Origin of the sequence: Dyella marensis (assembly GCF_900112865.1) — a bacterium.
Classification (GTDB): domain Bacteria; phylum Pseudomonadota; class Gammaproteobacteria; order Xanthomonadales; family Rhodanobacteraceae; genus Dyella_D; species Dyella_D marensis_A.
This window is the reverse complement of record NZ_FONH01000006.1, coordinates 171,558-184,546: the sequence shown is the minus strand read 5'-3', so window position 1 is coordinate 184,546 and position 12,989 is coordinate 171,558. Positions and strand designations below refer to the sequence as shown.

Annotated in this window: 5 protein-coding genes; all 5 read right to left on the bottom strand. The window is 67.5% G+C overall.

Annotated features, from left to right (window positions below):
- Positions 1 to 9 precede the first annotated feature (9 nt).
- Positions 10 to 2,475: an RHS repeat protein gene (locus BM172_RS11645; RefSeq protein ID WP_026633534.1), complete on the bottom strand. Its 2,466-nt coding sequence runs from the start codon at positions 2,473 to 2,475 to the stop codon at positions 10 to 12.
- Positions 2,465 to 4,072 carry a DUF6531 domain-containing protein gene (locus BM172_RS11640; RefSeq protein WP_081805005.1) on the bottom strand — a complete coding sequence of 536 codons (1,608 nt, stop codon included), beginning with the start codon at positions 4,070 to 4,072 and terminating at the stop codon, positions 2,465 to 2,467. Before BM172_RS11640 ends, BM172_RS11645 begins: the two co-directional genes overlap by 11 nt.
- A 412-nt stretch (positions 4,073 to 4,484) precedes the next feature.
- Entirely contained in the window at positions 4,485 to 4,961 is a 477-nt protein-coding gene (locus BM172_RS11635; RefSeq protein ID WP_026633536.1) for a chemotaxis protein CheW, read from the bottom strand.
- On the bottom strand, positions 4,958 to 6,724 hold the full coding sequence (locus BM172_RS11630) for a chemotaxis protein CheB (protein ID WP_026633537.1): 1,767 nt from the start codon (positions 6,722 to 6,724) through the stop codon (positions 4,958 to 4,960). Before BM172_RS11630 ends, BM172_RS11635 begins: the two co-directional genes overlap by 4 nt.
- Entirely contained in the window at positions 6,717 to 12,980 is a 6,264-nt protein-coding gene (locus BM172_RS11625) for an Hpt domain-containing protein (protein ID WP_026633538.1), read from the bottom strand. Before BM172_RS11625 ends, BM172_RS11630 begins: the two co-directional genes overlap by 8 nt.
- Positions 12,981 to 12,989 lie beyond the last annotated feature (9 nt).

The following is a 12,989-nucleotide window of genomic DNA, read 5'->3' as shown; positions in this document are numbered from 1 at the left end:
CTGATAGCTCTACTGCCAAACGGTAGCCCCAGCGCCATCCGTGACCGCACGCGGCGTACCCAGCGCATCCGCGTGCACGTAGCTCACGGTGCTGGTGGTGCCATTCGTGTCCACCACCGCCACCGGCAAGTTGCCCAGCCAGACGTAGCTGCGGCTGGTCGCGCCGTACTCACCAATGAGCTGGCTGCCTTCGTCGTAGGCGAAGCGCTGGGTGGCCGCGGCCGTCTTGGCCACGCGCTCGCCCATGGCGTTGTAGACATAGCTGGCAACGGTCTGCCCGTTCCGCTGCACCACCGAGATGCGATTGCGGTCGTTATAGCCGTAGCCGAATGCGTCGCCACCCGAGGTGCTGCCTGTCGTGTTGCCGTTGGCGTCACAGGTGCGGGCGCTGCTGCCGATGCTCGTCAGCCAGTGCGTACCCGCCTGATAGCCATAGGCACCGGTCGCCAGTCCATTGCTGGCCTTGCTGAGGCGGTCGCCCGTCTTGTTGTAGGTGTAGGCCTCGATAGCCTGCCCCTGGGCGTCCTTCAGGCCCGTCAGGCGATGCAGAGGGTCGTAGCTGTATGTCTCGATCGCCGGATCGGCGCCCGAGACATTGCCCAGCGCCGTGATGTTGCCCATCGCGTCGCGAGCGAAATGCAAGTTCAGCGCCGGGCTGACGACATCCGTCACGGCATAGTTGGCGTCGTAAGTGCGCGTGATCGTCTGGCCGTTGCCCAAGGTGTAGCTGAGGATCGGGCCGAACGGCAGGTAGCTCACGTTGGTGACGACGTTGCAAGCCCCAGCGCCGCCGGCATTAGGCGTCAGCACGGTCACGGCATTGATGCGCCCTGCTCCGTCACGACCGTACTGGGTGGCCGTGCCATCCGGCGTACGGCTGCTCACCAGGCGATCGGCCAGGGTGTAGGTGTAGCTGACCGTGTCGACGTTCGTGCCCTGGGTCTGTCGCTTCGTCACCACGTTGCCGCGGGCGTCGTAGCAATAGACTGTCGTCAGGGTCGCTTCCACCACGCGGGTCAGACGGCCGATCGGATAGGAACCGACGCAACCGGTAACGCTGTCGGCCTCGTCGTAGCGGTAGCTGATGTTCTCTGCGCTGGTCGGATAAGTGATGGCGGTGACGCGGTTCAGGACGTCATAGGTGCTGTGAGTGACGACGTTGCGCGCATCCGTCGCTTGGATGCGGTTGCCTGCCGCGTCATACACAAAGCTCGACGTCCCCGTATCCGGGCTATGCACCGCGATGGCGTTGCCTAAGCCATCGTAGTCGTAGGTGGTATTGAGGCCGTCCGGATCGCTGACGCCCTGTAGCTGGTCCTTGGCGTCGTAGGCGAACACGCTCTGGGTGTTCTGTGTGGACGTGTCGGTGTCGGTGCCGTTGTAGTTGTCGATGGTGCTGACCAGGCGATTGAGCGCGTCGTAACCCTGCTTGCGCTGGACACCGAGCGCGTCGGCACTGCGCACCAGGTTGCCGTTACCGTCGTAGCTATCCCCGAAGCTGGCATCGAACACCGTGCGGTTGAGGCCGTCCTTGATGCCGGTCAGCTGACCCAGCGTGTTGTAGCTGCGGGCCAGCGAGCGGCGCAGCGTGTTGCCGGCGTCGAAGGTCTCTTCCTTGGTCTTGTTGCCAGCGGCATCCAGCGTGTAGTGGATGCGGTTACCCAGGGCATCAGTGATGTCGGTGAGGCGATGAGCGGCATCGTAGGCATAGGTGACCTGCACGCCATCTGGGTCCGTCACCGAGGCGACCGCGCCGTAGGGTGTGTAGCCGATCCGGGTTGCGGCGTCGTTGGCCGAGGGCGTACCGTCGGCGTTGGCGCGGACGGTGCTGGTCAGCAGCCAGCCGCGCACGTGATAGGTCGAATCGGTGATGACGCCGTTGGCATCGCGCTGGCGCACCACCCGGCCATTCTTGTCGTAAGCCAGATTCGTGATGACATGACCCGCGGCGCCAGTGACCTGGTACAGGTCGCCGGCGCGATGGCAGACGCCGCCGGCCGTACCGCAGCCCGATTCGTCGGTGCTGAGGTAGTAGCTGTAGCGGATCGTGCTGGTGACGTCGGTGCGCGGCCCCGTCACGCTCAGCAGCAAGCCCGTGAGCGGGCATTGCGTGCCGTCAACAGTGTCGCAATACGTATAGGTCCAACGCCGCACGCCGGCTGGAGGCGTTCCGGTGGACGCGCAGGCGTACCCGCTGGCCACCGCCACGTCGACTTCGCAGCGGGCAAACACCTGGCCGGCGCCGTTGTAGAGCCAGCTGGTACTGGCCACCACGTTGGCCGCAACGTCCCTGACCGTGCGGGTCAGCGGTACGCGCAGCGCGGCATTCCAGGTGATGGTGGTGGAACGTTGCGCCGCCGTGCCCTGGCCATCGATGCGCTGCAGGAGCAGCCCCGTGGGATCGAAGCTGTAGCTCGTCGTCGCCCCGTTCCAATCCTGGGATGTCTTCAGGAAGCCATTGGCGTCATAGGTCATGTTCCGACCTGTGCAATCGCTGCAGGTGGGCCCCGGAGACCGACAGCAGGCGGCTGCCGCGCGCCACGCCCTGGAAGGTATAGGTGCGCGCCGTACCGAGATTGTCGGTCAGCGTGGTGGTATTGCCGCTGTAGCTGAGCGTGCTGGTATCGACGTTGCCGGCCAGGGCGCTGGCCGTGGCCATGCCGGTGGTGTTGTCGTAAGCCCAGGTGGCGTAGGTGCCGCCGCTCTCGTCGACCCAGGCGGTCATGGCCTGGGGAAACGCGGTGTTCTCGTACTTGTAGCCGATGCTGCTGCCATCGGCGTAGGTCACGGAGGTCAGGCGGCCGTCCGCTTCGTAACCGTACTGCACCGCCGTGCCATCCGGCAGCGTGAGCTGGCTGAGCGATCCAAAGACATTGTAGGCAAAGGCCAGCGTCCGGCCGGAGCTGTCGGTGACCGACTGGATCGTGGCGACGTCGGTGTTGCTGCTGGTGTTGTAGGTCAGCGTCTGCATATAGCCGTCGCGGCTGACGATCTTCTGCAGGTTGCCGTTGAAGTCGTAGCTTTCGACGTCGCCGTTTTCCGCGGTGAGCGTATAGCCGGCCGACGACGTGACCAGGGTGATCTTGCTCTGGCCGAACGAGGTGCATACGCCCTGGCGGCAGGAGAACTGATAGTAGTTGCCGTCCGGACGGAACACCGTCGCGCCGACGCTTGCGTCCAAGATGATGCCGACGAAGAGATCCGCTGTGCCTGTATTGAGTACCGGGACGGAGCCGCCATTGGACAGCTGGCACCGCCCGTCGACATAGCTGCCGGTCACACCCGCATAGGCCGGGTTGGCGGCATTGGCGCCCCGGTCGTTGGCGAGGTCGGCCACACCCAGCACGCAGGCCTGTTCGGCGGAAGCGTAGACGCCGGACGACGCCGCATAGTGGATCGCCGAGCGGGATGACTTGCGCCCCGCATCGAGGCTGGTGATGTGCCTGGCGCTATAGGCGTTCCACCACCCGGAGGCACGCCGGTCCGGATTCAGTGGGTTGCTGTTGTAGTAGCGATCGAAGCGCAGGCGACCATCGCCGCTGACGAAATCCGTGGCGGATTCCGACATGTTGCCGGTGCCGATCTCGATGGGATGCGCGGTAGCTTGCCGGCCCTGGTCGCAGGTGCACTCGCCGTTGCCGGCCGGGTCTTCGGGGACGGCGACGTAGTAGCCGCGGGCACAATCCCAGGTGTTGTAATCCTTGAGGTAGGACCATTTCGCGGCATTGTCGCAGCTGTAGACCAAATACGAGGCGACGATAAATGCACCCAGCATATGGCAGTCGGAATAGGCCACCATCTGGCGCTGATACCTGTGCGCCGCCGGATTGTAGGCGGTGTTCGGGGCGGACATGGTCTGCCAACCCGTCGGACTGCACTTGTCCCGACCGTACGGATATCCGCTGTAGACCGCACCGAAGTCATAGGTCATTGCAGCCCCCTCGGACCACATGACACGGTTATCGGGGTCGATAACGTTGTTGCCGAGGTGAACTGCATTCCAATCCTGCGCCGACACCGAACCGAGCAGGCTCAGGAGCAGCAGGAGCGCAACGGTTATCCCATACTTCATGGTTTGATTCCTTCGACACTCACGATTGCGCGGTCGGCGATCACAGCGGTTCAACAGCGCGGCACACAGCGGCACCGGATGCGAGAAAGCCCGCACCCAGTCTTGAAGACGGCATTAAAGAAAATCGATACGACGCCCATCCCTGGCTTCATCCCCACAACCTGCGCATTCCTAGGCGCTACGCCATGGTAGACGCCGGAACAGCCACTTCAGTTACAGCGCACGGTGAATCCCCGCGCAACCGTAAGTTGCTACGTTAGCAAACTGCACTGAGGGTGTGGGTGGCCTCGACTCCCATTCGGAGTAAGCGCCATGTTCCATGGCGGGCGGCCAGCCAATAGCCGCGAAGCCCGATACGATGGGCCAGAAGCTAGCAGCAGAAAAACTTAGGCAGTCGAGCGGGAGCGGCGAATCAGCTCGCCAACTCCAACATCTCCGTCAACTGCTCTTCAATCCCTTCCAGATCCGGAATCACCGCCACGTCGTCGCGCACCAGCACCTGCGCCTTCACGCCAGGCGGCAGCTCGGTGCCGTCATGCGTCGGAATAATCAACTCCGCATTAAGCGTAGTCAGTCGCGGAAAACCCTGCGTAACCACAGCAACAAACGGCAACTTCGGATTCCCACCCAACGCCTTCAGCACCGCCACACGCATCGCCAACGACGGATCGCCCTCCTCCGCCCCGGCAAGCTTGGTAAACGACACCAGCGGCACTCGCCAGCCACGCCACGCGATACGTCCAAGCAACCACTCCGGCGCGTTCTCCACCGTCTCCGGCGTCGGCAGGGTGATCACTTCGGCTACGGTGGCGTTGGGCAGCAGCAGGCGCAGGTGGCCGACGGGCACCAGTACGCAACGGATTTCGCGCGGCAACGGCTGCTCGCTCATCGCTGGACTTCCTCTTCGATCAAACGTGCCGCCAGTTCGAACGGCGTTCCGGTGAAACTTGCCAGGCGTTCGGCTTCGACGCCATGCACCATGTCGGCGTAGTGGTCGCCGGAGGCCTGCTCAACCCACACCTTGCCACCGCGATCGTGCACGGCTTGCGCGCCGGCGACGGCGTCGGTGCCGGGGCCGGCGAAGACGATGGCGACGGCGTCGCGGCCGAAGACACTGGCGGCGGTGGTGAAGGCGCTGTCGATGGACGGGTTCTGCAGCGAGGCCAGTTCCACGGCCTCGGATTCGATGCGGCCGTCGCGCAGCAAGCGCACCTGGCAGTTGGCAGGCACCAGCAGCACTTCGCCGGCGCGCGCACGATGACCATGGCTGGCAATGCGCACGGGCAGCGCGGAATGCTTGGACAGTCGCTCGGACAATGCATCCACCGACGCTACACCCTGATGCTGCGTCAGCAGCACGGCCATGCGCAGGCTGGACGGCAAGGCGGCCAGGAACGCGCAGACCGAATCGGTGCTGTCCACCGTCGCGCCGAGCAGCAGCACGCGACCGAGCGCGCTGTTCAATTCGCCGAGGTGCACTTCGTGGGAGTACTCCTCCCGCGGCGCGATGGCCTCCTCGATGGAAACCAGTTCGAGCGTCATGGTCGGCTCGGCCATGGGCGCCTCTTCCAGCTCCACGTCGGGGGCGAGGAAATCGGCGGCGTCCATCTTCTCGATGCCGAAGTCGACGGTGGCCTCTTCGGCCAGCGGCGCATCGTCGTCGACCAGCGACCAGCCGCTGTGCAGCGCCTCGGCGGTGGACATCTTCTCCACCTTGATCGGCGCGTCGGCAGGGATGAAGTCGTCGTCCAGCGGCGTCAGCGCGAGATGGTCGAGCTGGAACGACGGACGCGGCGCGCTCGGCGGCGCGCCCAGCGGCTCGGTCGGCACGCTGGCGGTGAGTTCTTCGCGCTGCGGCAGCGGCGGCGGCAACTGGGCGAGCAGTTCGTCGTGCACCGGCGGCATCGGCGCGGGGCCGTGCGTGTCGGCGAGGAAGTCGGCGCCGAACATGCCGTCGTGCAGCGGCGGCGCGTCTTCGGCAATCTGTTTCAGGCCGCTGCCGAAATCGTCTTCCGCCGGCTCGTCGGTGTCGGCGGCGAGCAGCGCTTCGAGTTCGGCGGCGAGCGATTCGGAGACATCGGCGGCTTCGCCGACCACCGGGGACAGCAGGATTTCAGGCGATTCGTCGATCAGCGCGATATCGGCCACCGGCTCGATCTCGGCCAGCGTGGTCGCTTCGGGCTCGGCTGCCGGCTCTTCATCGGCTTCAGCCAAAGCCACCGCGGCTATCGCAGCCACCGGCGCGGCGGCAACCGCCACCGCCTCATGCATCACCGGCGTCTCCACCGCCAGCGCATCGGCCGGACGCGGCGGATCGACGTCGCCATCCGCCAGCACCTTCACCGCCAGATGCCGCGCCCAGCGCGCGCGATCCCAGCCGTCCAGGCCGCGACTGGCCTGGGCGTCGTTGAACACCACGCGCGGATGATCGCCGTCGATCACGTCGTAGAGGCGGTCGAGCTCGTCGGCCGCCTCATCGTCCAGGTTCACCACCACCACCTGGGCGCCGGTGCCATGGATCACTTCGCGGCTCAGCGTGCCGAGCGCGCCTTCGTGCACGATGCGAGCACCGCGTTCACGCAAGGCTTCGCGCAGATGGGCCCCGAGTTCCGCGTCGTCGAACAGCAGAGCGACTGCCGGGGCTTCAGCCATGGGCGGACTCCGTCGCACGCTGCTCCAGCACTTCGCTGATCTGCGCCAGCAGCTCGACTTCCTGGTACGGCTTGCCGAGGTAGCGGTCCACGCCAATGTCGAATGCGCGCTGGCGATGCTTATCGCCGGTACGCGAGGTGATCATGATGATCGGCACGTTGCGCAGGCGCGGATCGGCCTTCATCGCCTCGGCCAGTTCGAAGCCGTCCATGCGCGGCATCTCGATATCGAGCAGCATCAGGTCGGGCACGCGCTCGTGCAGTTTCTCCAGCGCATCCAGGCCGTCCTTCGCGGTGTGCACTTCGTATTCGTGGCGTTCCAGCACGCGGCCGGTGACCTTGCGCATGGTGATGGAGTCGTCGACCACCATCACCAGCGGACGCACGCGCTCTTCCTCGACCACCGGCATTTCGACCGCGGTGAGGCCTTCGGCCAGGCGCTCCTGGCGGCGCACGATGCCGTGACGCACCAGCGGCGGCAGATCCAGAATGATCAGCACCGAGCCGTCGCCCATGATGGTCGCGCCGAGGATGCCCGGCACCGAGCTCACCTGCGGGCCGACCGACTTCACCACGATCTCGCGCGAGCCGATCACGGCGTCGATGCGGATCGCGGCGCGCAGGTCGCCGGCGCGGGTCAGCAGCAGCGGCAGCTGTTCGTCGCCCGGATGGCCCGGGGGAATGCCCAGCAGTTCGGCCAGGTCGTGGATGCCGAATTCTTCGCCGCCATACGGGAAGGTCGGCTCGTACTCGGCAAGGCGCGTGGTGAGGTCGGCCGGGTTGATGCGCGCCACGCCCTGCACCGAGGTCATCGGGATGGCGAACGTGCCCTCGCCGATGCGCACCAGGATGGCCTGGGTCACCGCGAGGGTGAACGGCAGGCGCAGCACGAAGGTCGTGCCCTGGCCGGCCTGCGATTCCACCGCGATGGAGCCGCCGAGCTGCTTGATCTCGTTGGCCACCACGTCCATGCCCACGCCGCGGCCGGCCAGCTGCGTCACCGTGCCGGCCGTGGAGAAGCCCGGCTGGGTGATCAGGGCCAGCAGCTGGTCGTCGCTCGGCTTGGCGTCGGCGCGCAGCAGGCCGCGCTCGATGCCGCGCTTGCGCACGGCCTCGCGGTCCAGGCCGCGGCCGTCGTCGGTCACGCGCACCACCACCTCGGTGGCTTCGCGCGCCACGCGGATGCGCACCGCGCCTTCGGCTGGCTTGCCTGCCTTGCGGCGTTCTTCCGGCGACTCGATGCCGTGCGCGACGGCGTTGCGCAGCATGTGCTCGAACGGCGCCTTGAGGCGGTCGAGCAGGGTGCGGTCCATTTCGCCGTGCGCACCTTCCACGAACAGCTGGGCGCTCTTGCCCTGCTCGGTCGCGGCCTGGCGCAGCGTGCGGCGCAGGTTCGGCACCATGGTGTCGAACGGCAGCATGCGCGTGCGCAGCAGGCCGTCCTGCAGTTCCGAGCTCACGCGCGACTGCTGGATCAGCAGCGTCTCGGCCTGGCGGGTCAGCTCGTCCAGCATGCTCTGGATCGACACCAGGTCGGATACCGACTCGGCCAGTGCACGCGAGTACTGCTGCAGCTGCGAATAGCGGTCGAGCTCGAGCGGATCGAACACGCTCATGCCCGCTTCGCGATGCTCGCGCTGGAAGCGCGCGATGATCTGCGCCTCGGTTTCGATTTCCAGCATGCGCAGCTGGCTGCGCAGGCGCTGCACGGTCGAGTCCAGCTCGACCAGGTTGAAGCGGTAGCCGGCGACCTGCTGTTCGAGGCGCGAACGGTAGATCGCCACCTCGCCGGCATGGTTGACGAGGGTGTCGAGCAGTTCGGAACGGACGCGGATCTGTTCCTGCGGACCGCGTGCCTCGTCGAACTGGCCTTCTTCCGGCAGCAGCTCGGGCAGGCCGGCGCGATCGGCCGGTTCGGCGGCGACGTCGTCGTGCCCGGCGGCAGGCGCGGTATCGCCGGCCAGGCCCAGGAAGCGGTCGATCATCGCCTGCGGGTATTCGACGCCGCGGCCCTGCGACACGCGCTGCACCAGTCCGTGCAGGGTGTCGAAGCCGGCTTCGAGGGCGCGGATCAGTTCGCCCAGGCGCGCCGGATCGCGGCCCACCGGGCTTTCCAGCAGGGTTTCGATGGCGTGGGTGAGGTCGCCCACCGGCACCATGCCGGCGATGCGCGCGCCGCCCTTCAGCGTATGCAGGTCGCGCTGCAGGCTGGCCAGGTGTTCCGGCTCGGCAGGCTCGGCACGCCATTGCGCCAGCACGCTGTCGGAGTGGTCGAGGATCTCGCGCGCTTCCTCGGTGAAGATCTCCAGCAGGTCCGGATCGATCTGGTCGTTGGTCCAGCTGCCGGCGTATTCGGAGGTGAGGTCGTGGACCGGGGCCTTGGGCGGCTCGATACGAGCTTCCTCGACCTGCGCCGCCTCGGCTTCCCCGGCCATGAACGGCACGGGTTCGGGCTGCCCGGTTTCGACGTGCACGGTTTCGATGTGCTCCGGTTCGACGACCGGCGCCGCCTCTTCGGCATGCAGCGGCTCGAGCACGGGCTCGTCGACCAGGCCCGAGACCGGCTCGGCCAGTTCGGCGATCGGCTCGTCCGCACCGAGGAACTCGGCCAGCTCGCTCTCCGACACCGGGCCGACTTCGATCTCTTCGATCGCTGCTTCGCCATCGGCGAGCGCCGGCTCCAGCGACACATGCGTCGCAGCCACTTCGGCCGGCTGCTCCGTGCCGACCAGTGCATGCGCGTCGACCAGCTGCGCTTCCGCCGGCTCGACGGCATCGAGCGAGAACTCGATGTGCCCGGCTTCGCCGGCGCCCAGGTGGGCCTCGGAAAGCTCGATCGGTTCGATCGACAGGTTATCGAAGGACAACGTGTTTTCGACCACGATCTCGGCGGGATCCGCCGCGGCTTCCGCGTGCTGCGGCTCGTCGCCGGTCAGGTCGCCGTACAGCGCGGCGAAATCGTCTTCTTCTGCGGTGACGGGCGCGACCGCGTGATGGGTCACGTCCGCGTCCTGCGCGGGCCGCTCGGCCTCGAAGCTGCCCAGCGCGGCCATCAGCTCGGCGGTGAAATCGTCCACCGGCGCGGCGGCCTTCGCGGTTTCCTCCGCATGCGGCTCGCCCGGCTGCGCCGGCATGGCGGCGTCCAGCGCGGCGGCAAGCGCGCCCTCGTCGGCTTCGTTATCCGCAGCCAGATCGTCGGCCAGCGGCTCGAACAGCACGTGCGCCACCTGCGGCTCGGGCTGCGCGTCGCGCAGTTCGACCAGGCGCTGGATCAGCGCGTCGAGCTCCGGCAGCTGCGGATGCTCGGCGTCGAACTGGCCCATGATGTAGTCGACCGCGTCGGCGCTCTTGCCCAGCAGGTTCACGCCCTCGGCGGAGAGCGGATGGCCGGCGGCGCGCAGGCGCTTGAGCAGGCTTTCCAGCGGCGACAGCAGCTGGGTCAGCAGCGGGATGTCGACCATCGCGATGGCGCCGTGCAGGGTATGCACGGCACGCAGCAGGCTGTCGTCCACGCGCAGCTCGCCGTCGACGCGGTTGATCGCGTGGCGGATGGTCTGCAGGTATTGGGCGACTTCGCTGCGCAGGATCTCCAGCAGCACCGGATCGACCGGCGGCAGCACCGGCGGCGCGATCATGTCGTGCGCATGCAGCGGCGGCGCCACGGGTTCCGGGGCGGGCTCGACGTGCGCGAGCGTGGCGGCCGGGATCGCCTCGGCGGCGATCTGCGAACGCAGCACGCGGCGGCGCACGACGCGGCGCACCGTCTCGGTGGCGGCGGGCGCGAAGTCTTCGACGCGGGCGCTCTCGCTGCCGCCGGCGAGGCGGTCGGCCGTCTCCATGATCGCGGCCAGTGGCGCGGTCGGTGCGCCCTCGCCCATCAGCGCGGCGCGCAGCTGCGGCAGCGCTTCGATGGCGTGGTGGATCAGCGCCTGCGCATTCGCGTTGGCGGGAATCGACTGATCGAGCACGCGATTGAGCATGTTCTCGATCTTCCACGCGTACTCGCCCAGCGCGGTGGCGCCGACCAGGCGGCCCGAGCCCTTGAGCGTGTGGAAGGAGCGGCGGATCGGGGTAAGCGCTTCGAGGCGCTCCGGATCGGCCAGCCACTTCTGTTCGGCGTCGCGCAGGTTGTCGATCTCTTCCTGCATTTCTTCCAGGAAGATCTCGCGGATGTCGTCGTCGATGCCTTCCACGCTGACCTGGAAGCCGGCGTGGGCATTGATGGCGTTGCCGACCGGCACCTGCTCGAGCACTTCTTCTTCGATCTCGACCCAGTCGTCGTCGTCGTTGGCGCCGGAGGCGACCGGCGCGGGCACCTGCTCGGTATCGACCAGGCGCAGGCCGGCCAGTTCGTGCGCGGACGGCATCGGCGTGACGGCTTCGCCGATCACCAGGCTGCCCAGGTCGTGGCCGGTGGCCAGGCTGACGCTTTCGGTGAGTTCGTGCTCGGTAGTGAATTCCGGCGCGAACGCGGCAGGCGCGGACGCCGGTGCCGGTGCCGGTACAGCGGCGGCTTCCGGCTCGGCGTCGGCCAGCACGGTGCGCATCGGCGGCGGCGGCCAGTAGCCGAGCGTGCTGAGGCTGTGCTCGGCCACGTCCAGGATGTGTTCGAGGCCGCCGCGATGTTCGCGCGCGGCTTCCAGGTAGTACTCCAGCGCGGCCAGCGCGTCGGCCAGGTGATCCATCTGCGCGCTGGTCGGCACGCGGCGGTCGCTGAGCAGCTCGTTGCCGACGAAGCGGCCGATGCCTTCGGCCAGTTCGGCCGGGCGCGGCGCGGTGAGCATGCGCATGGCGCCGGACACTTCGTCCATCAGGCCGGGAACGTCGGTCAGTTCCTGGTGGCGCCAGCCGGATTCGATGAAGGCCACGATGGCGTCCTTCACCTTGCCGGTGTTGGCGGTGGCCTCCTGCATGAGCGTGGAGAGGATGTGCCGCGCCTCGCTGCGCGGGAGCATGCTCACCGGCGCTTCCTGGGCGGTTTCCTCTTCGGCGCCGAGGCTCTCGATGTGATCGTCCAGCGAGGCTTCGACGTAGAGCAGCGCACCGGCGACGTCGAGCAGCAGCTCTTCGTCCGGGGCGCGCAGGCGGTTGGCGATGTCTTCCAGCACGCGGCGCTGCTCGGTCACCACGCGGCGCGGCACGCCGAGCGCCAGCATGCCGAGGGTGTCGCCGACGCGCTCGAGCACGCCGGTCTGTTCGCTGAGCTGGGCGGGATCGGCGTCGGCCTGGCGCAGGAACAGGTCCAGCGCTTCCTTCACGCGCAGCAGGTCTTCCTTGATGGCCTTGGCCACCGAGTCCAGCAGGGCGCGGTTGTGGCCGGACATCGAACCGCGGGCATGTTCCAGCTCGCCCTCGTCGGGCAGCAGGCGGTCCAGGCCGTAGGTGCGCACCAGCAGGTCCATGCGCGCACTGCGCTGCTTGGACTGCGCGACGACGTAGAGCAGCTTGCGCGCCAGCTCGTCGGCATCGCCGCCGCGCATCGACGCTTCGCCCTGTTCGATCAGCTGGCGGATGCTGCGATCGACCTTGCCGATCAGCTGGCGCACTTCCGCCGCCTGGTTCTTCAGCAGGCCCTGCTGCAGGCCTTCCAGCACGCCGGCGGTGATCCACCACAGGCGGCGGCCCGGAACGCTGTAGCAGCGCGCGGCGATCGCATCGAGGGTCTGCACCATGGCGCCGAGCTGCTGCTCGGCGGCCTGGCCGCGGAACCACGCCAGCAGCTGCTGCTGGAAACGCAGGCGCAGCTCGGCGATGCGGCCGTGCATGCGCTCGGCTTCTTCCTGGTTGAGCGCGGCCGGCGCGCTGTCCGGCAGCGCGGCTTCGAGATTGGGCGCGAACAGCGCCGATTCGTGCAGCGCCTGCTGGCCGCGGCTGGCACGCAGCTCGTTGAGCAGCGGCAGCAGCACCACCGGCACGTCGCGATGGCCGCCGGACAGGCGTTCCAGATAGTCCGGCAGCTGCATCAGGCCGCGCATCATCGCGGCGTAGGCTTCCTCGCGCTGGGTGACGTGGCCTTCGAGCAGGGCGACGGCGAGGTTTTCCATTTCCTCGGCCACCAGCGCGGCGCCGTACAGCTCCACCATGCGCAGGGTGCCCTGGACCTGGTGCAGGCTGTCCGCGCACGAGCGCATGACGGCGCGGTCGCCCGGATTTTCGACGTAGGATTCCAGCGCCTCACGGGCGATGGCCAGCGTCTCGTCAAGCTCGGGCTTGACCCACTGCAGGGTGGTGAAATCGATGTGGTCTTGAAGTCTCATGCGCCCCTC

Excerpts from the sequence above, each read along its gene's own strand:
- BM172_RS11635 (WP_026633536.1), bottom strand. The coding sequence starts at position 4,961 with ATGAGCGAGCAGCCGTTGCCGCGCGAAATCCGTTGCGTACTGGTGCCC.
- BM172_RS11640 (WP_081805005.1), bottom strand. The coding sequence starts at position 4,072 with ATGAAGTATGGGATAACCGTTGCGCTCCTGCTGCTCCTGAGCCTGCTC.
- BM172_RS11630 (WP_026633537.1), bottom strand. The coding sequence starts at position 6,724 with ATGGCTGAAGCCCCGGCAGTCGCTCTGCTGTTCGACGACGCGGAACTC.
- BM172_RS11625 (WP_026633538.1), bottom strand. The coding sequence starts at position 12,980 with ATGAGACTTCAAGACCACATCGATTTCACCACCCTGCAGTGGGTCAAG.
- BM172_RS11645 (WP_026633534.1), bottom strand. The coding sequence starts at position 2,475 with ATGACCTATGACGCCAATGGCTTCCTGAAGACATCCCAGGATTGGAAC.